The sequence below is a fragment of the Hydrogenophaga palleronii genome (genome assembly GCF_031457455.1).
GTDB classification, from domain to species: Bacteria; Pseudomonadota; Gammaproteobacteria; order Burkholderiales; family Burkholderiaceae_C; genus Hydrogenophaga; species Hydrogenophaga palleronii_A.
In genome coordinates this window covers 590,546-614,937 of record NZ_JAVDWU010000002.1, presented here as the reverse complement: position 1 = coordinate 614,937, position 24,392 = coordinate 590,546, and the positions used below count along the sequence as shown (strand labels likewise).

At 61.9% G+C, this 24,392-nt stretch carries 23 protein-coding genes and 1 tRNA gene; 18 read left to right on the top strand and 6 right to left on the bottom strand.

Going from position 1 to position 24,392, the window contains the following annotated elements:
- Positions 1-76: 76 nt before the first annotated feature.
- Positions 77-3,997: an ATP-dependent RNA helicase HrpA gene (hrpA, locus tag J2W49_RS07340; RefSeq protein ID WP_310313614.1), complete on the bottom strand. Its 3,921-nt coding sequence runs from the start codon at positions 3,995-3,997 to the stop codon at positions 77-79.
- Between the two features lie 340 nt (positions 3,998-4,337).
- Between hrpA and J2W49_RS07335 the strand changes: the two genes are divergently transcribed.
- Positions 4,338-4,586 carry a hypothetical protein gene (locus tag J2W49_RS07335; protein WP_310313612.1) on the top strand — a complete coding sequence of 83 codons (249 nt, stop codon included), beginning with the start codon at positions 4,338-4,340 and terminating at the stop codon, positions 4,584-4,586.
- A 2-nt stretch (positions 4,587-4,588) separates the two neighbouring features.
- Positions 4,589-4,750, top strand: a complete 162-nt coding sequence (locus J2W49_RS07330) for a hypothetical protein (protein ID WP_310313610.1) — start codon at positions 4,589-4,591, stop codon at positions 4,748-4,750.
- Between the two features lie 30 nt (positions 4,751-4,780).
- Here the strand turns inward: J2W49_RS07330 and J2W49_RS07325 are convergent, their stop codons facing one another.
- Positions 4,781-5,740, bottom strand: coding sequence for a TIGR01777 family oxidoreductase (locus J2W49_RS07325; RefSeq protein ID WP_310313608.1), 960 nt, complete (start codon positions 5,738-5,740; stop codon positions 4,781-4,783).
- 345 nt (positions 5,741-6,085) lie between these two features.
- Between J2W49_RS07325 and argA the strand changes: the two genes are divergently transcribed.
- Positions 6,086-7,426 carry an amino-acid N-acetyltransferase gene (argA, locus tag J2W49_RS07320; protein WP_310313605.1) on the top strand — a complete coding sequence of 447 codons (1,341 nt, stop codon included), beginning with the start codon at positions 6,086-6,088 and terminating at the stop codon, positions 7,424-7,426.
- 32 nt (positions 7,427-7,458) lie between these two features.
- On the opposite strand, the gene J2W49_RS07315 is transcribed toward argA, so the two are convergent.
- A complete protein-coding gene (locus tag J2W49_RS07315) occupies positions 7,459-7,953 on the bottom strand; it encodes a disulfide bond formation protein B (protein ID WP_310313603.1) in 495 nt (164 codons plus the stop codon).
- A 133-nt stretch (positions 7,954-8,086) separates the two neighbouring features.
- Here J2W49_RS07315 and J2W49_RS07310 point away from each other — a divergent pair, with 133 nt between their 5' ends.
- Together J2W49_RS07310 and J2W49_RS07305 are read left to right on the top strand one after the other, a co-directional pair.
- The gene (locus J2W49_RS07310) at positions 8,087-8,365 is read left to right on the top strand and encodes an oxidative damage protection protein (protein WP_310313600.1); all 279 of its coding nucleotides are present in this window, start codon (positions 8,087-8,089) and stop codon (positions 8,363-8,365) included.
- A 53-nt stretch (positions 8,366-8,418) separates the two neighbouring features.
- Complete coding sequence (locus J2W49_RS07305) at positions 8,419-9,615, top strand: FAD-dependent oxidoreductase (RefSeq protein WP_310313597.1); 1,197 nt, start codon at positions 8,419-8,421, stop codon at positions 9,613-9,615.
- Between the two features lie 38 nt (positions 9,616-9,653).
- Here the strand turns inward: J2W49_RS07305 and J2W49_RS07300 are convergent, their stop codons facing one another.
- Entirely contained in the window at positions 9,654-10,454 is an 801-nt protein-coding gene (locus J2W49_RS07300; protein ID WP_310313594.1) for a hypothetical protein, read from the bottom strand.
- A 152-nt stretch (positions 10,455-10,606) separates the two neighbouring features.
- Between J2W49_RS07300 and J2W49_RS07295 the strand changes: the two genes are divergently transcribed.
- The 13 genes from J2W49_RS07295 to J2W49_RS07235 all read left to right on the top strand — a co-directional run bounded on the left by J2W49_RS07295 (position 10,607) and on the right by J2W49_RS07235 (position 21,385).
- Positions 10,607-11,398 (top strand): sulfite exporter TauE/SafE family protein, encoded by a 792-nt coding sequence (locus J2W49_RS07295; RefSeq protein ID WP_310313591.1) that lies wholly within the window; start codon positions 10,607-10,609, stop codon positions 11,396-11,398.
- A gap of 34 nt (positions 11,399-11,432) precedes the next feature.
- Positions 11,433-13,208 carry a nitrite/sulfite reductase gene (locus tag J2W49_RS07290; protein WP_310313588.1) on the top strand — a complete coding sequence of 592 codons (1,776 nt, stop codon included), beginning with the start codon at positions 11,433-11,435 and terminating at the stop codon, positions 13,206-13,208.
- A 10-nt stretch (positions 13,209-13,218) separates the two neighbouring features.
- Positions 13,219-13,623, top strand: a complete 405-nt coding sequence (locus J2W49_RS07285; protein WP_310313586.1) for a DUF934 domain-containing protein — start codon at positions 13,219-13,221, stop codon at positions 13,621-13,623.
- Positions 13,620-14,369 (top strand): phosphoadenylyl-sulfate reductase, encoded by a 750-nt coding sequence (locus tag J2W49_RS07280; protein ID WP_310313583.1) that lies wholly within the window; start codon positions 13,620-13,622, stop codon positions 14,367-14,369. Before J2W49_RS07285 ends, J2W49_RS07280 begins: the two co-directional genes overlap by 4 nt.
- Positions 14,366-15,325 (top strand): sulfate adenylyltransferase subunit CysD, encoded by a 960-nt coding sequence (cysD, locus tag J2W49_RS07275; protein ID WP_310313580.1) that lies wholly within the window; start codon positions 14,366-14,368, stop codon positions 15,323-15,325. Before J2W49_RS07280 ends, cysD begins: the two co-directional genes overlap by 4 nt.
- 134 nt (positions 15,326-15,459) lie before the next feature.
- Entirely contained in the window at positions 15,460-16,782 is a 1,323-nt protein-coding gene (locus J2W49_RS07270) for a sulfate adenylyltransferase subunit 1 (RefSeq protein ID WP_310313577.1), read from the top strand.
- 106 nt (positions 16,783-16,888) lie between these two features.
- Entirely contained in the window at positions 16,889-17,218 is a 330-nt protein-coding gene (fdxA, locus tag J2W49_RS07265; RefSeq protein ID WP_310313573.1) for a ferredoxin FdxA, read from the top strand.
- Positions 17,219-17,220: 2 nt separating this feature from the next.
- Positions 17,221-18,321: an NAD(P)/FAD-dependent oxidoreductase gene (locus J2W49_RS07260; RefSeq protein ID WP_310313570.1), complete on the top strand. Its 1,101-nt coding sequence runs from the start codon at positions 17,221-17,223 to the stop codon at positions 18,319-18,321.
- Positions 18,322-18,416: 95 nt separating this feature from the next.
- Positions 18,417-18,492, top strand: a tRNA-Asn gene (locus J2W49_RS07255).
- 60 nt (positions 18,493-18,552) lie between these two features.
- The gene (locus J2W49_RS07250; protein WP_310313568.1) at positions 18,553-18,903 is read left to right on the top strand and encodes a VanZ family protein; all 351 of its coding nucleotides are present in this window, start codon (positions 18,553-18,555) and stop codon (positions 18,901-18,903) included.
- Positions 18,904-18,983: 80 nt separating this feature from the next.
- Positions 18,984-19,736 carry a leucyl/phenylalanyl-tRNA--protein transferase gene (gene aat, locus J2W49_RS07245; protein ID WP_310313565.1) on the top strand — a complete coding sequence of 251 codons (753 nt, stop codon included), beginning with the start codon at positions 18,984-18,986 and terminating at the stop codon, positions 19,734-19,736.
- Between the two features lie 15 nt (positions 19,737-19,751).
- Positions 19,752-20,513: an arginyltransferase gene (locus J2W49_RS07240; RefSeq protein ID WP_310313563.1), complete on the top strand. Its 762-nt coding sequence runs from the start codon at positions 19,752-19,754 to the stop codon at positions 20,511-20,513.
- Positions 20,514-20,605: 92 nt separating this feature from the next.
- Positions 20,606-21,385 carry an IclR family transcriptional regulator gene (locus J2W49_RS07235; RefSeq protein ID WP_310313560.1) on the top strand — a complete coding sequence of 260 codons (780 nt, stop codon included), beginning with the start codon at positions 20,606-20,608 and terminating at the stop codon, positions 21,383-21,385.
- Between the two features lie 113 nt (positions 21,386-21,498).
- Here the strand turns inward: J2W49_RS07235 and J2W49_RS07230 are convergent, their stop codons facing one another.
- Positions 21,499-22,653, bottom strand: coding sequence for a serine hydrolase (locus J2W49_RS07230; RefSeq protein WP_310313557.1), 1,155 nt, complete (start codon positions 22,651-22,653; stop codon positions 21,499-21,501).
- 179 nt (positions 22,654-22,832) lie between these two features.
- Positions 22,833-24,374, bottom strand: a complete 1,542-nt coding sequence (locus J2W49_RS07225) for a 2-isopropylmalate synthase (RefSeq protein WP_310313554.1) — start codon at positions 24,372-24,374, stop codon at positions 22,833-22,835.
- Between the last annotated feature and the right edge of the window lie 18 nt (positions 24,375-24,392).

Sequence of the window (24,392 nt, the reverse complement as noted above, 5' to 3'; positions counted from 1 at the left end):
CGTCGACGTACGGCCGGGCAAGGCGCATGCCTGCATGCCGCCAGTGTGTCGGTGGTGTCCAGAAAGTACAGAACACTCACAACGTGAGCTGGGCCCAGCATTTGTCCAGGCGTTTCACGCTCACTGGCTGTGGCGTGCGCAGTTCCTGGGCAAAAAAGCTCACGCGCAGTTCCTCCAGCAACCACCTGAGTTCCTGCAAGCGCGCGTCCTGCACGCCTTTGCGTTCGGCCACCAACCGCCAGAAACGCTGCTCCTGAGGGCGCAGCTCGGCGGACCGGGCAGCATCGCGAGCCGGGTCGGCACGCAGCTTGTCCAGCCGCAGCTGCACCGCTTTCAGGTAACGCGGAAAGTGCTGCAGCTGCGCATACGGCGTGCTCAGCAGAAAGCGCTTGGGCACCAGGCGCTGCAATTGCTGAGTGATGTCGGTCGCCACGTCGGCGGGCGGGCGGCTGTCTTTGAGCTTGCGTGCGGCCGCCGTGTATTCGGTCAGGATCAGGCCAGCGTTGCGGGCGATCTCGGACGAAATCAGTGTGAGGCGACCCCGGCCCTCTTCCACCCGCTTCTTGAATGAAGCCTCGTCGGCGGGCAGCGGATCGGCCAGGAAGGCGCGGTCCAGTGCGAGTTCGATGATCTGGCTGCGCAGTTCTTCCAGCGTACCGCCACCCGATCCGTTGTCCGTCTTGCCGACCTGCATGTAGGCCGTGGCCATGGTCATGAGACTGGGCAGGTTCTTCTCCAGGTACTTCAGTGCGTCGCGGATCTGCAGGGCAAACAGGCGGCGCAGGCCTTCGCGGTGGCGTGCCTGGGCCACCTCGGGCTCATCGAACACCTCAATGCCCACCGCATCGCCCAAGTCCATCAGCGCAGGAAAGCCGATCAGCGTCTGTCCACCCTTGCGGATCTCCATCAGTTCGGGCAGTTCGCCAAAGTCCCAGCAGGTGTGGCGCTGCGTGGCGCTGGCGGTCGGCGCGGCGGGCGCATCGGCCACGACGCGGCGTGCACCGCCGGCATTGGTGGATGTCGGCCCGGTCTTGGGCTCGGGCGCGGCAGGCCGCAGGCGATCCAGCTTGAGCGAAGCCAGCGCCTGAAACGCCCCCCGTGCCTGACTGCCCAGTTCCGCCTTGAGTGCCGCCAGATTGCGGCCCTGTCCGAGTTGGCGCCCATGTTCGTCCACCACACGCAGATGCATGAAGTGGTGGGCGCTCAGCATGTCCACCTTGATGTCGTTGCGTGCGATGTCGAGCTGGGTGGCTTCGCGCACCAGCTTCAGCAGTGCGTCCATCAGGTTGCCAGCGCCAAACACCGCCGGCTCGGTCAGCGCAGCGGTAAAGCGTTCGGCCGTGGCTGGCAACGGCACCAGGCGGGACCGGGGTCGCTGGTGCAGCGTCTTGAGCAACGCCAGCACCTTGTCCTTGAGCATGCCCGGCACCAGCCAGTCGCAGCGGTCTTCGCTCACCTGGTTGAGCGCAAAGATCGGCACCGTGACCGACAGGCCATCGCGCGGGTCGCCCGGTTCGTGAAGGTAGGTACAAGCGCAGTCCACGCCCCCCAGCCGCAGCGTTTTGGGAAAAGCCTGCGTGGTGATGCCGGCCGCCTCATGGCGCATCAGCTCCTCTTTGGTCAGCAGCAAAAGCTTGGGGTTGAGCTTGACCGCGCCCTGGTACCAGCGCTCGAAGCCCGCGCCATTGCACACATCGGCCGGCAGTTGCTGGTCGTAGAAAGCGTAGATGAGTTCGTCGTCCACCAGCACGTCCTGCCGTCGCGACTTGTGCTCCAGCTCGGCCACCTGCTTCACCAGCTTCTGGTTGGCCGCCAGAAACGGCAAGCGCGTGTCCCACTCACCGGCAACCAAGGCCTCGCGGATGAAGATTTCGCGTGCGCCCGCCGGGTCTACCCGGCCGTAGTCGGTGCGCCGGTTGTGGTAGATCACAATGCCGTAGAGCGTGGCGCGCTCCAGAGCCGATACGCGCGCGGCCTTCTTCTCCCAGTGCGGGTCGAGCAGTTGCTTTTTGATCAAGTGGCCGCCCACCTGCTCTAGCCAGGTCGGTTCGATCGCAGCAATACCACGGCCGAATAAACGCGTGGTCTCCACCAGCTCGGCGCAGACGATCCAGCGCCCCGGCTTCTTGCTCAGGTTCGCGCCCGGGTGGCGGTAGAACTTGATGCCGCGTGCGCCCAAGTACCAGTCCTCCGATTCACTCTTCTGGCCGATGTTGCCCAGCAGCCCGGCGAGCATGGAAAGGTGCAGCTGTTCGTAGCTGGCCGGCGCGGTGTTGATCTGCCATTTGTGCTCGGCCACCACCGTGTGCAACTGCGTGTGGATGTCGCGCCATTCGCGCACCCGTCGCACGTTGATGAAGTTCTCGCGCAACAGGTTTTCGTATTGCCGGTGGCTGAGTTTGTGATCTTTACCGTGGCCGCCCTTGCTGTCCTCCAGCCACTTCCAAAGCTTGAGCGTGCCGCTGAACTCGCTCTTCTCATCGTCAAACTTCGCGTGTGCCTGGTCGGCCTGGGCTTGTTTGTCCATGGGACGGTCGCGGACGTCCTGCAGGCTAAGGGCAGACGCAATCACCATCACCTCATCGAGCGCACCGCGCTGCTGCGCCTCCAGGATCATGCGGCCCACGCGGGGGTCCAGCGGCAGGCGTGAAAGTGTCTGGCCAATGCGTGTGAGCTCGTTGGCCTCGTCCACCGCGCCCAATTCGGACAGCAGTTGGTAGCCATCCACGATGGCGCGCTTTTGCGGTGCCTCGATGAAAGCGAAGTCTTCCACCGCTCCCAGTCGCAGCGCCTTCATGCGCAAGATCACGCCCGCGAGCGAGCTGCGCAGGATTTCAGGGTCGGTGAACTTCGGTCGGCTGTTGAAGCCAGCCTCGTCGTACAGGCGGATGCAGATGCCGTCGGCCACGCGACCGCAACGCCCTGCGCGCTGGTTGGCCGCCGCCTGGCTGATCGGCTCCACCATCAGCTGCTCCACCTTCTGACGGAAGCTGTAGCGCTTCACACGCGCTGTGCCTGCATCGATCACGTAGCGGATGCCAGGCACGGTGAGCGAGGTCTCGGCCACGTTGGTGGAAAGCACGATACGCCGACCGCTGTGGTCCTGGAAGATACGGTCCTGCTCGGCCTGGCTCAGGCGCGCGAACAGCGGCAATACTTCGGCATTGCGCAGCGTGGGGATGTGGCTCAGATGTTTGCGCAGGTGGTCGGCGGCTTCGCGGATCTCGCGCTCGCCAGGCAGGAACACCAAGATGTCGCCCCCTTGCGGACCCCGCCAGAGCTCGTCCACTGCATCGGTGATGGCGCTGTTCAGGTCGTAGTCGCGACTTTCCTCAAACGGACGCCAGCGCACTTCCACGGGAAAGGTGCGGCCGGACACCTGAATGACCGGTGCAGGACCTCTTTGAGAAGCAAAGTAGTCGGCAAACCGCTGTGCATCGATGGTGGCCGAAGTCACCACCACCTTCAAGTCGGGCCGCCGCGGCAGCAATTGGCGCAGGTAGCCCAGCAGGAAGTCGATGTTGAGGCTGCGTTCGTGCGCCTCGTCAATGATGATGGTGTCGTAGGCGCGCAGGTCCGGGTCGGTCTGCGTTTCGGCGAGCAGGATGCCGTCGGTCATCAGCTTGACCGAAGCGTCCTTGCTCAGCCGGTCCTGAAAGCGCACCTTGAAACCCACCACTTCGCCCAGCGGCGTCTTCAGTTCTTCGGCGATGCGCTTGGCCACGCTGGAAGCCGCGATGCGCCTCGGCTGGGTGTGACCGATCAGCTGCGCACGCTGGCCCGGTTTCGCGTTGACCTTGCCGCGCCCCATCTGCAACGCGATCTTGGGCAACTGCGTGGTCTTGCCGGAGCCGGTTTCACCGCAAACGATGACCACCTGGTGATCGCGCATGGCGGCCTCGATCTCGTGCCGGCGGGCCGATACGGGCAAGGACTCGGGGAACTGGATGGTGGGCAGCGTACGCGCCGGCTGAGGCGCCGTATCGGAAGAAGACATAGGTGGGGATTATCGGCAGTGGATCGGCTCTGCTCGCCCGCTGCTTGTGCGTTTCTTGCGACACATTGAGGGCATTTGGGGTCTTCAACGTTGCCAAGGCACGCTCGAATCGACACAATTCGCAGCTTCGCCAGATGGCCCGCACCGATTCCGGTCCGCCATCTCCACCGACTCTCTGGAGGTCACCGCCATGTCTGCCTTGTTCGACTCCCCCGCCTGACCACAGTCCACCGCCCCGGCTGGACTGTGCACTCACACCTTCCAGCCACGGCCCTGGCGCGAACACGCGCACTCCAAGAGCCCTGGCACTTCGCCGGGGTTTTTTGTTTCTGGAGTGCACATGAGTGCCCAAAAACCGTCGCGCGCCTTTGCGCAAGGCGACATCAAGAAGCTGCGTCGCATGAAGCAGCCCATCGTGCTCAAGCTGGAAGCGTCCGGCCCGCCGCGTAACCCGGTGGCCGCCGCTCTGGCCCGCCGTAGCCTGTCCAGCGCTGCTGGCAAACACATCCGAACCCATGCGGCTCAACGCCGCGCCGACAAGGTGGCGCTGCAAAAGGCACTGCCCCTGTCGAACCGAAATCTCGATTGAATATGCATACCCCTACCTCACCGCGCGAGCCCCGGGAAGGGCTCCGCGACACCCTGGCACAGCGCCAACAGCGCATCGAGCAAGCCCGGCCTCAATTGAAAGCCGAACTCATCGGCATCGACGACGTGATTGACCGCGTGATGGAAGCGGTGAGTGCCTGGTAATTCTGCCCCGACTGTGGCCGGGTGATTGGTTTAGAACGAAATCTGCACAAGGTCGTCAAGAGCAGCATCGATGCTGGCGTATTCAAACTTGTACCCCTGCTCAAGTGTTCGGCGAGGCTTTACGTTCTGCCCCTCCAACAGGATCGATGCGCGCTCGACGCCGACCAGCCCTTTTATGAGCCAGGCTGGAACTGCCCAAACGACCGGTCTGCGCAACCGCTTCGCAAATGCCTCGGTAAATTCAGCGTTGTTCACAATCCCCGGAGCAACAGCGTTGTAACGTCCAGATGCCGATGTATCGTCAATTACTGCCACGAGGATTCCAACCATATCCTTTATATGAATCCAGGGAAAAGGTTGGCGTCCATGCCCGAGCTTTGCACCCAAACCAAGGCAGAACGGCAACCTGATGATCGGGAGAAACCCGCGTGCTCGCCCAACGCGCCAAAGCTTGCCGATCAGTGACTTGCGTTCAACCGCACCCAACACGACACCGATTCGAACCCGTACATGCCTGATCCTGGAGCTGTCGACACCCTCCGCTGCAGCTTCCCACTGTGCGACCAGTTCGGCGGGGAAATCGATACCCATGGGTTCTGACTCTTCAGTTAACTCCGGGTAAGTGGGGTCCGGGCCAGCTCCGGAAGTCCCATAGAAGCATTTTCCCGCCGTTGATACAAAAACCGATGGCGGTGTGCGACTTCTGTTCAGAACATCTACCAACGCCTTGGTTGTATCAACACGAGAACGAATGACCTCCTCTTTGTATTGCTCTGTCCAGCGACGCCGAGGATCCAGGATGTGTTGTCCTGCAAGATTGACCACAGCATCAAATGGAGGGAGCGGCCCCCGCTGCAGTTCGGTCCATGTGATGCGGTTCGCTCCAGGAGAACGAGAAATGATTGTCACCGAATCACCACGTGAGCGAAGGTGATCAGCAAGCGCACTTCCAATGAATCCGCTTCCGCCGCCGATTAACACGCGCATCATTTCCCCCACACTTGAGATGAACCTATTCAGCGATTGACAACCGCTGGAGCGCGGCCTTCATTCGAGTAGATCGAATGTAGACGAAAACTGAATCGCCGCAGCCGGCTACGAGGCCGAGCGCGAGGAAGATGAAGGCAACGCCCGCACGGGCAAGAAGCCCCATCGCTAAGGCCTTAACGCCTGGGACGCCCCGCGGGTACTGGAGTCATATGCCCGCAAACTGGCCGAATTCGGCGGCGATGCACTGAATCACCCGAAGCATGAAAGCGAGCGCCTCGGATGCTTATGATCACGCACTGATCTCTACCACCGCTTCACATCCCCTGACCCTCCGCGACTGCGCCCATGTCCAACGTCTTCAACTTCACCTTCGTGCCCTGGTTCCGGTCGGTTGCGCCTTACATCCACAAGCACCGAAGCAACACATTGGTGGTGGGCATTGCGGGCGAAGCGATCGCTGCAGGCAAGTTGCAAAACGTGGCACAGGACCTGGCGCTGATCCAGAGCATGGGCGTGAAAATCGTGCTGGTGCATGGCTTCAGGCCGCAGGTAAACGAACAGTTGCTGGCCAAGGGCCATCAGCCCCGCTACTCCCACGGCATGCGCATCACCGACTCCGTGGCGCTGGATTGCGCGCAGGAGGCGGCTGGTCAACTGCGCTATGAGATCGAGGCGGCATTCAGCCAGGGGCTGCCCAACACACCCATGGCGGGCGCCACCGTCCGGGTGATTTCAGGCAACTTCATCTCGGCCCGCCCCGTCGGCCTGATCGATGGTGTTGACTTTCTTCATTCCGGACTGGTGCGCAAGGTGGACACCGAAGGCATCCAGCGTACGCTGGACATGGGTGCCATGGTGCTGCTTTCTCCTTTCGGTTTCTCCCCTACCGGCGAGGCGTTCAACCTCACCATGGAAGACGTGGCCACTTCGGTGGCCATCGCGCTGCAGGTGGACAAGCTGATGTTCCTGACCGAAGTACCGGGCATCCGGGTCGACGCCGCTGATCCGGAGAGCGAAATCGATACCGAACTGCCTCTGGCCGAGGCAAAAAAAATGATTGGTGCCCTGCCGACTCCCTCGCAGCCCACCGACCCGGCCTTCTACCTCCAGCATTGCATTCGCGCCTGCGAAGGTGGGGTGGACCGCAGCCACATCCTGCCTTTCTCGGTGGATGGTGCACTGCTGCTGGAGATCTACACCCACGATGGCATCGGCACCATGGTGGTCGACGAAAAGCTCGAAAGCGTTCGCGAAGCAACCATGGACGACGTCAGCGGCATTGTGGCGCTGATCGAACCGTTTGAGAAAGACGGCACACTGGTCAAGCGGGACCGCACTGAGATTGAACGCGACGCCGGCTACTACACCATCATCGAACACGATGGGGTGATCTTTGGCTGTGCGGCACTGTACCCCTACCCTGAAGAACGCACGGGCGAAATGGCGGCGCTCACCGTGTCACCCGACACGCAAAGCCAGGGCGATGGGGAGCGTCTGCTCAAGCGCATCGAGAGCCGGGCCCGCGCGCAGGGCCTTCAAAGCATCTTCGTGCTCACCACCCGAACCATGCACTGGTTCCTCAAGCGTGGCTTCGTTCAGGTCAACGCCGACTGGCTGCCCGAGGCGCGCAAGCGCAAGTACAACTGGGACCGGAAAAGCCAGGTGTTGGTGAAGAAGCTGGGTTGAAAACGGGAGCGACCCGGCTCACAGAAAGGCGCTCACCTGCTGCGGCGACTCATCAGCAAGATGACTGCCATGACGGTGATGCCGGAAAAAGTCAGAAACGTCCAGTTGGCGATCGACAGGCCCAGAAAGGTCCAGTCGATTTCCGAGCAGTCGCCACTGCCTTTGAAGATCATGGGGATCGCCCGCTTGAGTGGGAACGACTCGATCATTCCAAAAAAGTCCCGCCCGCAGCTAAGAATCTCAGGCGGATTCCATTGCAACCAGCTCTGGCGCGCCGCCACAAACGCGCCGAATGCGGCGAATGCACCCATGGCCACCAGCCCGGTTGTCTGAACCACCCGCTGACCAAAGAATGCCGCGAGACCGGCCACCACGGCCACCAGAATCAAGGCATATCGCTGGACGATGCACATCGGGCAAGGCTCCAGCCCCACCGAATGCTGCAGGTACAGGCCAAAAGCGAGCATGGCAATGCTGCCAACGGAAATCAGGGTCAGCCAGAGTCTGGTGTTCGAGAAGTTCAACATGAGAGGAAGGGATGGGCCTGAAGAAGGCATTCACTGGATGCCCGCGCGGCAATTGGAGCACCATTCGCCAGGCAAGTTTCCTAAAGCGGGCACAATTTCAGCTTTCCCAATCAGTCACAGCAAGGAATTCGACATGGCCCGTACCGTCAACTGCATCAAGCTCGGCAAAGAGGCCGAAGGCCTGGACTTTCCCCCCTACCCCGGTGAGTTGGGTAAGCGCATCTATGAAAACGTGAGCAAAGAGGCGTGGGCAGCCTGGCTCAAACACCAGACCATGCTGCTGAACGAAAACCGCCTGAACCTGGCCGACGCGCGCGCCCGTCAGTACCTGGCCCGCCAAATGGAAAAACATTTCTTTGGCGAAGGCGCCGATGCGGCCGCTGGCTACGTGCCTCCATCTGACCCAGCCTGACCACCTGAGTGTGATCAGCGTCCGAACATCGACCCGGAGCACAAGGCTCGTTCGTGCAGGCTGACCGGTCACGCCATGCACTGGTGATCGGTGCCGGTCTGGCAGGTGCCGCCGTCTGTTCAGCACTGGCTGCCAAGGGCTGGCAGTTGACCTTGCTGGACGCGGCCAAAGGGCCAGCCCAGGCCGCCTCTGCGTTACCGGTCGGCATGCTCAGCCCGCATGTCACGCGGGCACCCACGCCACTTTCGAGGTTGTCTGCACTGGGTGTGGCCGCCACGCGTGCCGAACTGGAACGCCTGCTGCCTCAGGGACAGGGCTGGCAAGCCTGCGAAGTGGACAACCTGAGCCACGACGCGGGTCGGTGGCCAGCTTCACTGGTGCGGCCTGCGGCCTTGGTTCATGCCTGGCTCGACGAAGCCACCCGGCTGGGCCGCCTGACCGCGCACTGGAATCAACCGGTGGCATATCTGAGGCGGGCTCATTCAGACACCGACGCCGGTGAAGGCGCAGCAACAGCATCGGCAACCTGGCAGGCGGTGGCGTCCGACGGTTCGATGCTTGCGGAAGCCCCCGTGGTGGTGGTGTGCGCGGCCTTCGGCAGCCTCGCTCTGCTGACGGGCCGTGATGTCGAGTTGCCCATGGGCGCCCTGCCGCTGCGACCGGTCAAAGGACAAATGTCGCTGGCCAAACTGACGGGAGACCCGCTGGCCGAACGACCACAGCGAGACAACGGCGTGTATGTGCCCTGTTATGAAGACCATGGCCTGGCACCCACCTGGCCCTCGCGAATCTGGGCAATGGGTTCCACCTACGTGCGGGGAGATGCCAGCACGGACATCACAAGCGATGGCCACGAGCGCAACGCGCAGAGCCTGCAGGCGATGAACGCACACGCGGCCTCCCGTCTGCGCGAGGCTGCCGCCGCCAACAACCTCCTGGGATGGGCAGAGGTTCGCTGCGCGTCCCTGGACCGGCTGCCCCTGACAGGTGCCGTGCCCCACACCAATGCCCTGCTTCGGCTACAGGGAGTCCGCAAACGCCAGCTGCCCAGTCTGGCAGACACGCCGCGCGAACCGGGTCTGTACATGCTGAGCGCCATGGGGTCTCGAGGAATCACGCTGGCTCACTGGTGCGCCAGACTATTGGCCTCGCAGATCGAGAGGGAGCCGTGCGAAGCCGATCCGGATCTGGTCGCGGCCATCGACCCGGCCCGTTTCGCCTGGAGGCTGGCGAGAAGGTCTGCGGCCTGACGGGAAGTCCCGATGGCCGGATTCCGATCGCGGCCAGTTCAGAGTCGATCCATCCATTTCGACAGCTCTTCTGGCTGGAGCGGGCGCGCGAGCAGGGCAGCAATACCCAATCGCTCGGCGTTGCGCCGGGTGCGCCGGCGGCTCCACCAGCCGGCCAATGGCCCGGCCAACTCGCTGATCGCGACCGGCAAGGCGTCTCTGTTGCGCCGCCGGAACAATGCCATCAGTGTCCAGGGGTCGATGTGCTGGTCGTCGAGATTGAACACGCCACAGCAGTACAGATTGCGCCCCAGCAGATCGATCGTGTCGTTGGTGGTGGCGGCCGTGTCCACTTCCTCCACGCCAGCCAGGCTCAGGCTGTTGCGGAGCAGCACTGTCTCATCTTCGCTCACGCCCACCAGAATGGCGCGCTTGGGAGGGCTTCCGGTGGCAGACGGGTCTTCGTGCAAATTCGCGGGTGAAGTGATGTCCAGGTCCAGCAGGCCCGAGTCGGCCTGGTGCACGGCGAATACCGCGTCCAGATCGTGCAGGATGTTCACCCACTGGATGGGCCTCTCAAGCACCCGCCAGGCGTGTTCCGGCGCGTCTGGCCCCACCCAGATGAGCCATTGACCACGAGGCAACTGTTTGGCGTGGGAAAGCACGGCCTCGGCCGAGCTGCCATCCACAAGCATGACCTGGGGAGGAGCCAGGGCGGGTTTGGGGTCGGTCGCCGTGGGTGGCGTCCATGGTCCATAAGAGAGATCACGCTCTTCCGACAGCCGGAAGACGGTGTTGAGTGCGTGGCGTTCCACATCGCTGAACCCCACCACGCCCACCAGAACCCTTTGTTTTTGCATGCGCCGAATATTACGCTGCCCCGTGCAGCCTGCGCCAGACGAGTGTCGACGCCATGGCGGGCTGGGTGCGCAAGCCTTTCATTTCCAAAAGTTATATTGCAATAAGCAAAAAGTCGTTGGCCATCTATGGGGCGCTGCGTACAGTCACCGCCATGCCCGATGTTGCGATCATATTTGCAGGTTTTGCCGTCGGCCTCATTGTGGGCCTGACCGGGGTCGGGGGCGGCTCCCTCATGACGCCCATCCTGATCTTCTTCTTCGGCGTCAAACCATACCTGGCGGTGGGTACCGACCTGTTGTTTGCCGCCTTCACCAAACTGGGGGGGACCGTCAGCCTGGCCCGTCAACGGCTGGTGCCCTGGCGGGTGGTCGGCCAACTCTGCGCGGGCAGCATTCCGGCCGCCATTGCCACCCTGGGGGTGCTGCACGCACTGGGCCCCGCGAGCCCGACGGTGCAAAGCCTGATGACCAGCACGCTGGGCGTGGCGCTGCTGTTGACGGCTGCAGCCATGCTCTACAAGGCAGCGCGCGGCAAACAACTGCGCCGCACCCTTCCCGACGACGAACTGGCCAAGGCTTCCCATGCCCGCCACTGGAGCCTGCCCGTGGTCTTCGGTGCCGTCATTGGCACGCTGGTGACACTCACCTCTGTGGGCGCCGGTGCCATCGGCGTGTCTGTGCTGTTGCTGCTGTTTCCGTTGCTTCCCCTGCCGCGCATCGTCGCGGCCGACATTGCCTACGCTGTGCCATTGACCTTGGTGGCCGGCCTCGGCCACGCCAGTCTGGGTTCGGTGGATTGGCCGCTGTTGGGCCAGTTGCTCGCCGGATCGCTGCCGGGCATCTGGCTGGGCACGCGCCTGATGCGCCACACCCCGGAGCGGCTGGTGCGTTCCGCCCTGTCCGTGTTGCTGGCCTATGCCGGGCTGAAACTGATTGCATTCTGACCTTTGATTGCCGACTCCAAATCCCACGACCACGATGTACCAGTATTCCGAATTTGACCGCCAGTTTGTTCAACTGCGAGCCAATCAGTACCGTGACCAGCTCCAGCGTTGGCAAACTGGCTCGCTGCCTGAACTTGAGTTCAAGCCATTGCGCCTTCAAAACGGCTGGTATGTGCAGCGCTTTGCACCCATGTTGCGCGTGGCAGTGCCTTATGGCGAGCTGTCCAGTGCACAGCTGCGTGTGCTGGCCAAGATCGCCCGCGATTTTGACCACAAGGAAGCGCACGACACCTCAAACGCCAACGCAGGCCTGTCGGAAGTGCCCACCCTGCCAGACCGTTGCGCCCATTTCACGACACGCCAGAACGTGCAATACAACTGGATCCCGCTGGCCCGCTCGGCCGACGTGATGGACCTGCTGGCAAGTGTGAACATGCACGGCATCCAGACCAGCGGCAACTGCATCCGCAACATCACAACCGACGCGCTGGCCGGCATCGCCGTGGACGAAGTCGCCGACCCGCGGCCGTTCGCAGAGATCATGCGCCAGTGGAGCACTCTGCACCCGGAATTCGCCTTTCTTCCGCGCAAGTTCAAGATCGCCATCACCGGCGCACGCGAGGACCGGGCAGCCACCGCATGGCACGACGTGGGCCTTCGCCTACTGCGCAACGTCGACGGCGACCTGGGCTTCCAGGTGCGCGTGGGCGGAGGCATGGGCCGCACCCCCATCATTGGCGCGGTCATTCGAGAGTTCCTGCCCTGGAGCCAGATCCTGAACTACCTTGAAGCCGTGGTGCGCGCCTACAACCGCTTCGGTCGGCGCGATAACATCTACAAGGCCCGTATCAAGATCCTGGTGAAGGCCGAAGGCCAGGCGTTTGTGGACCAGGTGGAGGCTGAATACGCCGACATCCTTGAAAAGGATGGCGCGCCCCACACCATCACCCAGGCCGAGCTGGACCGCGTGAGCGCATTCTTCGTGCCACCGGCGCTGCAGTGCGACCGCAAAAGCGCCGACGCCAAGATCGCCCACATCCTGAAGGCAGCAGCCGAAGACGATGTGGAGTTCAGCCGTTGGCTCAACCAGAACGTCAAGCCGCACCAGAACCCCGACCTGCGTGCCGTGACGCTGTCGTTCAAACGCCTGGGCCAGGCCCCGGGCGACGCCACCGCCGAGCAACTGGAGCGGGCGGCCGAGCTGGTCGACAGGTTCTCCGCTGGTGAAGCCCGCGTCACGCACGAGCAGAACCTGCTGCTGCCCTGGGTGCGCTGCGACCAGTTGCCTGAACTCTGGCGCGAGGCACGCCGCCTCGGCCTGGCCAAGCCCAACATCGGCCTGCTGACCGACATGATCGCCTGCCCAGGCGGCGACTTCTGCGACCTTGCCAACGCGCGCTCGCTGCCCCTCGCGCAAGCCATCCTGGGCCGCTACAAGGACCTCGACGAACTGCACGACCTGGGCGAAATCGACCTGCACATCAGCGGCTGCATCAACTCCTGCGGCCACCACCACAGCGGCCACATCGGCATCCTGGGCGTCGACAAGGACGGCCAGGAGTGGTACCAGATCACGCTGGGTGGCTCGGACGGCACACGCCTGTCGGGCGAGTCCGTGCCCGGCAAAGTGGTGGGGCCTTCGTTCGCGGCCAGTGAAGTGCCCGACGTGATCGAAGCCCTGCTCGACACCTACCGCGCCACCCGCAACGACGGCGAGACCTTCATTGGCACCCTTCGCCGCACCGGCCCTGACGCATTCAAGAGCGCGGCGAATGCGGTGCGCACCCATACCGCACGCGCTGCCGCTTGAGGAGAAACCCATGACCCAAGCCCTTGAACTTTTCATCGCCGGCAGCTATTCCGCAACCGAAGCCGAAGACCGCACACTCACCCTGGCCAACGACGCCGATCCACGCGAGGCCGATCTGAGCAGCATCGACGCGGTGGAACTGCAGTTCCCCAAATTCAGCGATGGTCGTGCCTTCAGTCAGGCCTTTCTGCTGCGCCGTCGCCTCGGTTTCACCGGCCAGATCCGCGCCACCGGCGACGTGTTGATCGACCAGTTGCTGCAGATGCAACGCAGCGGTTTTTCGCAGGCGGTGCTGCGCGAAGACCAGAACCTGGCCCACGGCCAGGCGCTGCTGGCCCACTACCCCGCGTTCTATCAAGGCGATGCGGTGCACACCGCGCCCCACTTCGCCCTGGCATCAGGAGCCCATGCATGAACGCCCTGGATCTCTACAACAAGCCTTCGCCTGATTTCGCCGCCAAGGTGGAACGCAGCCTGGCGCTGCTGCGCGAAGTCTCGGAAACGCACCCCTTGCTGACTCAGGCATCGAGCCTGGGCGCAGAAGACATGGTGGTGACGCACCTGATTCATCTGGCTGGCATCAAGACCGACATCTTTGTGCTGGAAACCGGCAAGCTGCATCCTGAAACGCTGGCGCTGGTGAGCAAGATCGAGCAGCGCTATGCGCGCAGCGTGGCCCTCTACCGGCCCAAAAACGAGTCTGTGGTCAAGTTTGTGCGCAATCATGGCGAAGAGGCCATGTACCAGAGCATCGATCTGCGCAAGCAGTGCTGCGACATCCGCAAGATGGAGCCGTTGTCGCGCGCGCTGGCCGGGCACGACGGCTGGATCACCGGCCTGCGCCGCGAACAGTCCAATGCGCGCGCAGAAGTGGGCGAGATTGTGCAAGAGCCCGACCGCATCAAGGTCAGCCCGCTGGTCGAATGGACCTGGGGCGACGTGTGGCACTTCATCGGTGAGCACCAGCTCGACTACAACGCCCTGCACGACCAGTTCTATCCCAGCATCGGCTGCGCACCCTGCACGCGTGCCATCAGCGTCGGCGAAGACTTCCGTGCCGGGCGCTGGTGGTGGGAACAGGAAAGCGCCAAAGAATGTGGCCTGCATGTGCAGCCTGTTTCCACACTCCCAGTATCGACCCTCGAACGGACCCCTTCATGAACGCCCGCACCGAACCCGCCGTCATCCAGTCTGCCCTGGCACATGACAGCGCGCACCACCTGAGCAACGCGCACCTCGACGCGCTGGAAGAAGAGACCATCTTCATCCTGCGCGAGGTGGCCGCAGCCTTCGAACGCCCTGCTCTGCTTTTTTCGGGCGGCAAGGACTCCCTGGTGATGCTGCGTTGCGCCGAAAAAGCCTTTGGCGCGGGGCGCATTCCCTACCCGCTGCTGATGATCGACACCGGGCACAACTTCCCAGAAGTGACCGATTTCCGTGACCTGCGCGCCAGGGAACTGGGCGCCGAACTGATCGTGCGCAGCGTGGAAGACTCCATGGCGCGCGGCACCGTGCGCCTGTCGCACCCCGGCGAGAGCCGCAACGTGCACCAGTCGGTCACGCTGCTGGAAGCCATCGACGAGTTCCGCTTTGACGCCCTCATCGGCGGCGCGCGGCGCGACGAAGAAAAGGCGCGCGCCAAAGAACGCATCTTCAGCCACCGCGACAGCTTCGGCCAGTGGCAGCCCAAGGCCCAACGCCCCGAACTCTGGACCTTGTTCAACACCCGCCTGCAGCCCGGTGAGCACTTCCGCGTCTTTCCGATCAGCAACTGGACCGAGCTGGACGTGTGGCAATACATCGCCCGCGAAAACATCGCCCTGCCTTCCATCTACTACACCCACGCCCGCCAGGTGGTGGACCGCCGTGGCCTGCTGGTGCCCGTGACAGAGTTGACGCCACCACTCGACGGTGAAACCGTGCAGGTGCGCGACGTGCGCTTCCGCACTGTGGGCGACATCACCTGCACCTGCCCTGTCGAGAGCAACGCCGCCACCGCCGACGACATCGTGATCGAGACGCTGGCGGCCGAAGTGAGCGAGCGAGGCGCCACCCGCATGGACGACAAAACCTCCGATGCCTCGATGGAAAAGCGCAAGAAGGACGGCTATTTCTGACCACCCCCGCGTCGCGCCTGCGGCGCGCTACCCCCTCAAGGGGGCAGCACCAGCGGCCCGGCAAAGCCGGTTCCGCGGCGCCACTGGATGGGGCACTTCCTCCGGCAACCCTGCATATTCCTGAAGAGATTGATATGAACACCACCACACCCGTTCGGGCTGAGTCTGTCGAAGCCTTGCAGCCAGACACCCGCGCCGCCCTGCGCCTGATCACCTGCGGCAGCGTGGACGATGGCAAAAGCACCCTGATCGGCCGCCTGCTGGTCGACAGCAAGGCCGTTCTGCAAGACCACCTGGCGGGCGTGCAGCGCAAGGGCGAAACCGATCTCGCGCTGCTGACCGACGGCCTGTCGGCTGAGCGCGAACAGGGCATCACCATCGACGTGGCCTACCGCTACTTCAGCACGGAAACCCGCAAGTTCATCATCGGCGACGCGCCTGGCCACGAGCAGTACACCCGCAACATGGTTACCGCTGCATCCAGTGCCGACGCTGCGGTGGTGTTGGTCGACGCCACCAAGCTGGACTGGAAAAACGCGGCGCTCAAGCTCCTGCCCCAAACCCGTCGCCACAGCTTGTTGCTCAAGCTCCTGCGCGTGCCTTCGGTGGTCTTCGCCATCAACAAGCTCGATGCGGTCGACGACAGCGCGCTGGCGTTTGCCCATGTGAGCGCGGCCTTGCAAGGCTTTGCTGCCGAAGCCGGTATTCCCGTCACGGCCATCGTGCCAATTTCGGCGCTCAAGGGCTGGAACGTGGTCGACGCGCCTGCACAAACTGCCTGGTGCGGCTACCAGGGTCCCACCCTGCTTGACCTCCTCGAACACCTCCCCGTCACGGCTGCTGACACTTCGCTGCCCTTTGCCTTTGCCGTGCAATGGGTTGAAAAGTTCGCTTCCTCTTCGGATACCACCCAGGGACGCCGTGTATTCTGGGGTCGTGTGGCCACCGGTCGGGTGGCGCCCGGCCAGCAGGTGCGCATCATGCCCAACGGCCAGTCGGCGATCGTTTCACAAGTGCTCAACCATGTTCGCGACCCACGTGCGGTACCTGCAGGGCACAGTGCCGGCGTGGTGCTGGACCGCGAGGTCGACGTCTCCCGTGGTGACTGGCTGCTCGCCGCCGGCGACGGCACACCGGAAATCAGCTCTTCGCGCGACTTGCAGGTCACCGTGGCCTGGCTCGATGACGAGCCGCTGGTGCCGGGCCGTGTGTATTGGGCCTTGCATGGTCATCGCTGGGTCAAGGCCAAGGTCAAGCGCATCGTTCACCGGCTGGACATCCACACCCTGGCCGAGGAAGACGCCAGTTCGCTGGAGCCGAACGCCATCGGACACATTGAACTGACACTTCAGGAACCCCTGGCGACATTGCCTTTTCAAAGGTCACGGGCACTGGGCTCCATGGTGCTGGTCGACACCGCCTCCCACAAGACGTCAGGAGCAGTGCTCGTGAACTGACCTCCGCACTCTCACCTTAACTTATGTCAATGCAAAGGGCATGGCCATGCCCTAGCCTCTGGGGAAACCCTAAAATCGAGCGTTTTACCGAATCCGCGCCATCACCATGACCCATGTTGTCACCGAATCCTGCATCCGCTGCAAATACACCGATTGCGTTGATGTCTGTCCTGTGGACTGCTTCCGTGAAGGTCCCAACTTCCTCACCATCGATCCCGACGAGTGCATCGACTGTGCTGTCTGCATTCCCGAGTGCCCTGTGAGCGCCATTTACGCGGAAGAAGACTTGCCCAAGGACCAGCTCCACATGACGGATCTGAACGCCGAACTCGCCAGATTGCCAGGATGGAAGAGCATCACCAAACGCAAAGAGCCTTTGCCCGACGCTGACGACTGGAAAGACAAGACAGACAAGCTGTCTGAACTGCTGCGCTGAATATGGAGCCTCAACTGAACCAGGAAGTGGTGGACACCGCCATCGCACACGATGGACCGATCGAAACCGACGCGGTGATCGTGGGTGCCGGGCCAGTGGGGCTGTTCCAGGTCTTTGAACTCGGCCTGCTCGAGATCAAGGCACACGTGATCGACTCTTTGGCATACCCCGGCGGGCAGCCCGTGGAGCTGTACCCCGACAAGCCTATCTACGACATTCCGGCCATTCCGGTGTGCACCGGGCAGGAACTGACCGACGCCCTGCTCAAACAGATTGAGCCCTTCGGCGCTACCTTTCACCTCGGGCAGGAGGTCTGCAAGGTGGAACGCCAGGACGATGGTCGTTTTCATGTGGAAACGTCCAAAGGCACACGCTTTCTGACCAAGACCATCTTCATTGCGGCTGGCGTGGGCGCATTCCAGCCGCGCACGCTCAAGGTCGACGGGCTGGAGCGGTTCGAGGGCTCTCAGCTGTTCTACCGTGTGAAGAACCCGGCCGCCTTCGCGGGCAAGAACCTCGTGATCGTCGGTGGCGGCGACTCGGCGCTTGACTGGTCCTTGAACTTCGTCAATGAAGGGCCGAACAAGGCCGAAAGCGTGATCCTGATCCATCGACGCGACGGATTCAAGGCCGCCCCGGCCAGCGTGGCGCGCATGCGTGAACTCTGCGATCAGTATGAGATGCAGTTCATCGTGGGCCAGGTCACCGGCTACGAGGAAAAAGACGGCCTGTTGACCGGTCTCAAAGTCACGGGCTCAGATGCGGTCACCCGCGTCGTGCCACTGGACATGTTGCTGGTGTTTTTTGGTCTCTCCCCCAAGCTTGGCCCGATCGCCGACTGGGGCCTTCAGATCGAGCGCAAGCAACTGGTGGTAGACACTGAAAAGTTCTCGACCAACGTGCCGGGCATCTTCGCCGTGGGAGACATCAACACCTACCCCGGGAAAAAGAAGCTCATCCTCTCTGGGTTCCACGAATGTGCACTGGCAGCCTTCGGTGCCATGCCCATCGTCTTCCCGGACAAAAAGGTGTTCCTCCAGTACACCACCACGAGCCCCAAGTTGCACAAGGTGCTGGGTGTGGAATCGCCGGTGTTTGATTGATCAAGCGTCTTGTCGCCAATGGCTCGCCACAAAATTTTGACAAATTGCACCCTCCTCAAAAATCGCAAAAAAACGGCGCTATAATTTGAGGCTGTTCCCTGATAGCTCAGTCGGTAGAGCGACGGACTGTTAATCCGCAGGTCCCTGGTTCGAGTCCAGGTCGGGGAGCCAATACAACACACGAAAAGCCTTCTTCGGAAGGCTTTTCTGTTTTCAGCGCCTGAAGTGCCAATGACCCGTCCAGCCACCGCATTGATCAGAGTCGCGTTCTGGGTCAGCTTGTTCAGCGTGGTCGTGCTCTCGCTGCTCCCCACGGAACAATTGCCGCCTCAGGTATCCCTGGTCTGGGACAAGGCTCAGCACGCCGCAGGCTTTGCCGGACTTGCCGTGCTCGGGCTGACGGGGTACCCGGCAAGTTTCAAGCAGGTTTGCTTCGGTCTGCTCCTGACCGGCGCATTCATTGAACTGGCGCAGCACCTCAGTGGCTGGCGGCACGGCGACTTGGTCGACCTGTTCGCTGATCTTGTCGGTATCGTGGTGGGCACCGGAATCTGGATGGGGGCGAAACACCTCAACCGATAACCACATGCCGGGTCAATTGGTCAACCCTGCTATCTGCCCACCGCACCAAAGGGTCGCATGGACGCATCACAATAGCGCAGATGACGAAGACCCCCCATGTCCGACCGCTGCCTTGGCTTGAACCCCACCAGAGCTTTCCTCCGGTAGAACAGGCATGGGGAGAGACCGATCCGGCCCCGGGTCTGCTGGCCGCCGGTGGGGTCCTGGATGTACCCACACTGGTGGCCGCCTACAGCCAAGGGATTTTCCCCTGGTACAGCACAGGACAGCCCATTCTCTGGTGGAGCACGCATCCTCGCATGGTCCTGCAGACGGACGCTTTTCGCATGCACCGATCGCTGCGCAAGTCTCTTGCGAAACTGCTCAACGAGCAGCGCCTGACAATACGGATTGATCATGACTTTGATCGAGTCATTCAGGCTTGTGCGCACACGCCCAGGGGCGGTCAAAGCGGCACCTGGATACTCCCTCCCATGGTGCAGGCCTACACGCGTTTGAACCGCGCTGGCCTGGCTCACAGTGTGGAAACCTGGATCGACGGCGATCTGGTAGGGGGCCTCTATTGCGTCGGACTTGGGGGTATGGTGTTCGGCGAGTCCATGTTCAGCCACCAGTCGAATGCTTCCAAATACGCGCTCGCGGCCTTGGTCGCGTTTTGCCGGGCGTCTGGCATCACCATGATCGACTGCCAACAGGACACGCCGCATCTGGCCTCACTGGGTGCCCAAGCGATTGCACGCAATGACTTTTGCTGCTTCCTGAAATCCGCCATTGCCCTGCCCTCCCCCCAGTGGGAATTTCAGCCCGTATACTGGAACCAGGTCATTGATTGAAGACGGCGCACGAGAGTGACACATCTCAAAGAACTTCCGCTTCAGGCGCTGCAGTTTTATGCGACCGCTCCCTACCCCTGCAGCTACCTGCCGGGGCGTCAGGCCCGATCCCAGGTGGCCACGCCCAGCCACTTGATCCACAACGATGCCTACTCGGATCTCGTGGTGCATGGCTTTCGACGCAGCGGCATGTTCACTTACAGACCGTATTGCGATGGCTGCAACGCCTGTGTTCCGTTGCGGGTGCCTGTAGCGCGCTTCACACCCAACCGGACGCAGCGCCGTTGCATGGCGCGATTCGGTCGGTTGCAAACCCGGGTGCTCAAACTGTGCTTCGTTCCTGAACACTATCAGCTGTACCTGCGCTACCAAAACCATCGCCATGCAGGCGGCGGCATGGATCACGACAGCATCGATCAATTCACCCAGTTCCTGCTGCAAAGCCGTGTGAATTCGCGGCTGGTCGAGTTTTACGAACCTGCCACAGAGGGGCATCCAGCCAGGTTGGTGATGGTTTCCATTGTCGACGTGCTCAATGATGGGCTGTCTGCCGTCTACACCTTCTATGAACCAGCTGACCAGGCCAGCTACGGAACTTATAACGTCTTGTGGCAAATTGAACAGGCGAAAGCCCTGGATCTGCCGCACGTGTACTTGGGCTACTGGATCGCTGAGAGCGCAAAGATGAACTACAAGTCCAGCTTTCGCCCCTATGAGCTCCTGATGGACGGGCATTGGTGCGGCATTCCGGCATCGGCAAATTCAGCTTCGCCCTGAAGCGCGCAGCCGCTGCACCGCGAAGCGCCTTCACGCCCACTTGCGCGGGTCCCGATTTCATCTTGTAAAATCATGGCAACCCTTGTGAAACCATGACAAAACGCTCCGATCAGTTACCCACCACCCCGACCGTCCAGGTTATTGAACGGATGTTCAACCTGCTGGAAGTCCTGGCGTCACGTGAAGAGCCGGTTTCCTTGAAGGAGGTCAGCGAAAAGACCGGCCTCCATCCATCCACCGCGCACCGGATCCTGAACGACCTGACGATCGGCCGTTTCGTCGATCGACCTGAAGCCGGTAGCTACCGCCTCGGCATGCGCCTTCTGGAGCTGGGAAATCTGGTCAAGGCACGGCTGAATGTACGAGACGCTGCGCTCACACCGATGCGCGAACTGCACAAGCTCATCCAGCAACCCGTCAACCTCAGCGTTCGGCAGGGCGATGAGATTGTCTATGTGGAGCGGGCCTACAGCGAACGGTCCGGCATGCAAGTGGTTCGCGCCATTGGCGGTCGGGCACCCTTGCATCTCACGTCAGTGGGCAAACTCTTTCTGGCCGCAGACGAACCCCTGCGCGTGCGAGCCTATGCCACCCGGACTGGTTTGGCAGGCAATACCCGCAACAGCCTTACCCAGCTGGCGAGCCTCGAACGTGAGCTCAATCAATGCCGTCAGGCGGGCATTGCACGGGACAACGAGGAGCTGGAAATGGGTGTGCGCTGCATGGCAGCCGGCATCTATGACGACCAGTGCAAACTGGTTGCGGGGCTATCCATCTCCGCGCCTGCCGACCGCATCGACGAAAACTGGGTGTCCAAGCTTCGGGCAACGGCGTCTGAAATTTCAGCGGCCCTGGGTTGCCCCAACGCTTGAGGTGAATCGCGGGCGATTGCACCTCCGCGCTCTGGCCTGGACGCCCTCAAAAATTCGATCCTGCGTCAGCCGCCAAGCACCGCAGTGGGCGAGGTTGCAGACCGGCGGGCCCGTCAGCCCTGCGGCCTGATGGCTGCCTCGATGTTTGTCTGACTCTCAACCCATCGACGCACGCGCTCTGCATCCTCGTTCCTGCTGAGAGTGCCCGCGGCGTCGAGAAACACCATGATCACTTGCCGGCCGGCCACACGGGCTTGCATGACAAGGCAGCGGCCCGCCTCCGAGATGTAGCCGGTTTTTTGCAGGCCAATGTCCCAAGCCGGGTTGTGGATCAGCCGGTTGGAGTTGTTGTACTGCAGTGTGCGACGGCCAAGATCGAGTTGGTGACCCGGGGAAGTCGACAAATCGCGCAGCATCGGCCTTTCATAGGCCGCTGAGACCAAAGTCGCCAGGTCGCGCGCGCTGGACTTGTTCTCGCTGGACAGACCAGTGGGTTCGACGTAGCGCGTGTCGTGCATACCCAGCTCCCGCGCCTTGGCATTCATGTCCAGCACGAACTGCCGCATTCCACCTGGGTAAGTGCGCCCAAGCGCATGGGCAGCCCGGTTTTCGCTGGACATCAATGAGAGATGCATCAATTCGCCGCGACTCAGCGTGGTACCAATGGCCAGTCGCGAACGGCTGCCTTTGTAAGTGTCCACGTCAGCGGGCGTGATGGTGATGGGCGTTTCCATGGAAAGGCCTGCTTCGGCGATGACCAAGCCGGTCATGAGCTTGGTCAGTGAAGCGATCGGCAGCACCGCGTCGTCGTTCTTGCTGAAGAGAACTTCGTTGGTTTCCTGATCGATCACCAGAGCCACGCTGGAGTTGAGATCGAGTGGGTCGGTGCCGTGGCGCAACCCCATCCGCTCTCCGTTCGACAGCCTGGGCTGGGTCGCGACACGCACCACCCTGGCAGAGCGCACGCTGCTCGAATGGGGCACTTTGCTCTTGCTGGCGGCCACCCTGACCGGTGCATTTCGAATCTTGGCCACCACCCGGCTCTGGGGTACTTTGGCCTGAACTCGTTTCGCTTTCGAAGCCACTGGCTTCTTGGCGACTGGCCGCTTGACGGACTTGGCTTTGGTGGAGGCCGATTTGGCTGCAACGGGGCGCTTGCTGGAGCTGGCACTGGCCACCGCAGAAACCGGCACCGCCAACGCGAAAGAAATGATGAGCGCTGCAAAGCCCAGAAGGGGTTTGCGAGCGCGGCTTGCACAAAGTTTCATCTCTTTACTCCAACCAGACAATCAGGCTGGTGTGAAGTATAGAGACATCGAAAAAAACTAGCAATATCAAAAACTTGTGTATTGATCTTCAGTGTTCGGAAGAACTGGTGCAACTTTCCGTAGCTTTTCGTAGCATTAACACGGAAGTACCCACAAGTCTTTGATTTCTCACATCTTTTTCATCCTTGTGCCGCGACCCTGTCGCCTTTGCTGTGCAGCTTGTTCAGAGCACTCAGATAGGCCTTCGCTGAAGCGACGACGATATCCGGATCCGCGCCCACCCCGTTGACCACCCGCCCTCCGTGCTGAAGGCGCACAGTGACCTCTCCCTGGCTTTCCGTCGAACCGCTGGTGATGGCGTTGACCGAGTACAGCAACAGCTCTGCACCGCTCTTGACATGGCTTTCGATGGCCTTGAGCGAGGCATCAACCGGCCCGTTGCCATCAGAAGCACCTTGGAACTCCTTACCGTCTATGGTGAACACGACTTGCGCATGGGGCCGTTCACCCGTCTCGCTCGACTGGGACAGGGAAACCAGTCCGTACTGCTCCTTTTCCGCCGTCACGCTTTCGTCACTGCACAGCGCAAGGATGTCTTCATCGAAGATCTCGCTCTTGCGATCTGCGAGCTCCTTGAAGGCGGCGAAGGCCGTGTTGATTTCGCTTTCAGACTCCATCTCGATGCCCAGGTCCTGCAGCCGCTGCTTGAACGCATTGCGTCCGCTGAGCTTGCCCAACACAATCTTGTTGGCGCTCCAGCCCACGTCCTCCGCACGCATGATCTCGTAGGTGTCCCGCGCCTTGAGCACGCCGTCCTGGTGAATGCCACTGGCATGGGCAAACGCATTCGCACCCACCACGGCCTTGTTGGGCTGCACCACAAATCCCGTCGTTTGGCTCACCATGCGGCTGGCGGGCACGATCTGTGTGGTGTCCACACCAACATCCAGCCCGAAGTAATCGCGCCGCGTGCGCACCGCCATCACGATCTCCTCCAGCGAGCAATTCCCGGCACGCTCCCCAAGGCCATTGATGGTGCACTCCACCTGGCGCGCGCCGCCGATCTTCACCCCGGCAAGCGAATTGGCGACCGCCATGCCCAGATCGTTGTGGCAGTGCACCGACCAGATCGCCTTGTCCGAGTTGGGTACCCGCTCGCGAAGCGTGCGAATGAAGTCACCGTACAACTCAGGTATCGCATAACCCACGGTGTCGGGAATATTGAGCGTGGTGGCGCCTTCCTTGATGACCGCTTCCAGCACGCGGCACAAGAAATCTGGGTCACTGCGGTAGCCATCTTCGGGACTGAACTCGATGTCCCCACAAAGGTTTCGCGCAAAACGCACCGACTGGATCGCCTGCTCCAGCACCTGCTCTGGCGTCATGCGGAGCTTCTTTTCCATGTGCAAGGCACTGGTGGCGATGAAGGTATGAATACGCGCGCTGGCGGCCCCTTGCAGGGCTTCCGCGGCGCGCGAAATGTCGCGATCATTGGCGCGGGCGAGCGAGCAGACCGTGGAATCCTTGATCGTGTTGGCAATGGCTTGCACACAGTCAAAGTCGCCATTCGAACTGGCGGCAAACCCCGCCTCGATCACGTCCACTTTCAGCCGCTCCAGTTGGCGTGCAATGCGCAGCTTTTCATCCTTTGTCATCGAAGCGCCAGGCGATTGTTCGCCGTCACGCAAAGTGGTGTCAAAAATGATCAATTTGTCGGTCATCGTCTTCTCCGGTTTTTG